This window comes from Escherichia sp. XD33, from assembly GCF_019375075.1.
Classification (GTDB): domain Bacteria; phylum Pseudomonadota; class Gammaproteobacteria; order Enterobacterales; family Enterobacteriaceae; genus Enterobacter; species Enterobacter flexneri_A.
The window spans coordinates 1-2,297 of the sequence record NZ_JAENDM010000102.1 but is presented as its reverse complement, the minus strand read 5'-3'; the positions used below and the strand labels follow the sequence as shown (position 1 = coordinate 2,297).

Sequence of the window (2,297 nt, the reverse complement as noted above, 5' to 3'; positions counted from 1 at the left end):
GCCTGCCGGTGTCAGGGGGTTATCCGCCACTAACGGCATCAGGTTGGCCACATTAAAGCTCTCTGCGCGCTGAACCACACCGGCCTCTTTCAGCTGTTTAAACAGCCCTTTCCCGGCCATAAAGGGAAGGCAGGTCAGGAAATTGCGCATGTGGTTAAAGCGCGGTGAAATCAGCTCAAAACCGTTTTTACGGAAGCTGTTCAGGATGTCCTGCTCCACTTCCAGCGCCGTTTCATTATTGTCCTTGCAGAATGCTGTGATGTTGAGGAAGTAGGACACGACAGAGGACTGACCGGAGCCCAGCCGCTGACGCAGTTCCCCCCACTCCTTCGCCTCTTTCTCCACGGACGGAAACCATTTGGCATAGGAGGTCTTCGACTTTTTCTCCAGGTCCATGTACTTCAGGTTGGCTTCGCTGTGGGTTTTCACCTGGTCTTCCACCACCAGAGTCAGCGTCAGGATGAACGGACAGGAGATGGACAGTTCCGGGTTCAGCAGGTTGCTGTAGTTGTCGGCCATGTTCCACAGGAAGGCGATTTCCGGGTTACGGGCCAGATGGAAATTCAGGATGCGGGCCGTGCTGTTCCTGCCCTTCTCACGCAGGCCCAGCGTCAGGTAATCCGCCCGGACTTTCAGGTCAAAACTGTCCTCCACACACTGATAATTCAGATCAGAATACGGGTCCAGCTGACGTCTTTTCGGATACAGGGAGTCCGGGTTATGGTTAATCATCTCCCCGACAATATCGATAAAGGCCTGTGCATCCACCGCCTGTGTGGTGATACTGGCCCCCTGTAACGACGCCCGGATGATTTTCACCAGGTTTTCCATTTCCAGAATGTCAGCCCGGCTTTTTTTCTTCGAGGGAGAACAGTACGAGAAGAATACCCGGTAATGGCGCAGGGTCAGGGGCAGATTCATCCCCTCCGGCAGCGGAAACTGTGTCGCTGCCGCGTTCATATAATAGGCACGGGTAATGGCGTTAAACCGTTCAGCCTGTTCACCCGACCAGGAGAACTCACGCAGCCCGTATTCAATCCTGTCACCAACCAGCTGACTGGACATCAGATGGATGCAGAACGGCACCCCGCGCGGCAGTTTGGTGCGCAGCATGTGATCGAGGGCCTCCACAATGGACTCATTCGCCCCATTGATGGGAATGGCTTCCAGCATAAAGCCCATCGTGGTGTCATTCATGAACAGACCGGATTCCTGGTTGTAATCACGGTACGGCAGCAGACGACTGAACTGCGGGAAGCTCATTTCGCCCAGAACTTCATTGGCCTTTGCGGATTCGTCAGGCAGTTTCAGTGCTGTGACGAGGGAGTTAACCGCCTGAGTGACGGCCTCAAGTGGATTATTCACATGAATTCCTTAGTTGAAAAATAAAGCGAGAAATGCGGTAGCCATGAAGGGAATATCTGTAATTAACGCGCCATTTCCCGGCGCATATACAAAGATTTCTGTTTTCTGAATATCCACTCATGTTCATCCGGAATTAAATCACTATGTTCTGCGACTGACTTATGCATAATGTTTTCTCTGTCTTTCCTGATACGCCTGACATTCAACGCACAACGTCACACCGGGAAATATTTTCCGCCGGGCTTCCGGAACAGGATTTCCGCATGCTTCACAGAGATAAACAGGAATACCATGAGCATTTATTTTCTGGCGTATCCGGTTTATTCCTGTCATGGTCAGTTGTTCTGTCACTGAATATGCTTCATCGGCTTCATCACTCACGGAATATTCCTCCCGACATGTTCTGACACGCTACCGCCCATCCCTTTTCACGCACAGGGCACTCGTTTTACAGGCAGATTTTGAATACAGAAAGCCTGCCGGCATTGCCGGCTGATATACAACTTCAGGGCCAGTTAATTAATACGTGGTTTTCCCCACGCAGACGGTTTAATAACAAAAAACACGCTGGATGGCTGATGATAAACATCCTGATTATCAATATAAGGCGCTATCCATAATGCAGCCGTCTGCTCACCCGTTCTTAGCGGACGAGGAGGTGTTACCGGCGCAACTGAACTGACCGGAACAATCGTTTTCACTTCTCGGGCAGCGGTAAACAGCGGGCGTGGTGCCAGCAGTTTCTGCTCCGGATGTGCTGTCACCGCAGGTCTGCTGCCGGACGGAGTGGTCGCGGTGACGGTCTGCACCGGCATTGTCCGGAAGTTCCCTTCAGCCAGGCGCGGCAGTGATGCCGCAACCGGCTTTGCTTCTGAGGACTGCTCCAGTTTTTTGGCCTTCTCATTGGCCTGCTCCATCGTCATACAGGTATC

General features: G+C 52.3%; 3 protein-coding genes. All 3 read right to left on the bottom strand.

What is annotated here, in order from left to right; translation table 11 throughout:
* A partial coding sequence (locus K0778_RS24645) for a TraC family protein (RefSeq protein ID WP_161997273.1) occupies positions 1-1,365 on the bottom strand: 1,365 nt, incomplete at its 3' end.
* Positions 1,366-1,524: 159 nt separating this feature from the next.
* A complete protein-coding gene (gene traR / locus K0778_RS24640) occupies positions 1,525-1,746 on the bottom strand; it encodes a conjugal transfer protein TraR (RefSeq protein ID WP_001278692.1) in 222 nt (73 codons plus the stop codon).
* A 134-nt stretch (positions 1,747-1,880) separates the two neighbouring features.
* Positions 1,881-2,297 (bottom strand): type IV conjugative transfer system lipoprotein TraV (traV, locus tag K0778_RS24635; RefSeq protein WP_063268573.1); only part of this gene is annotated, 417 nt, incomplete at its 5' end.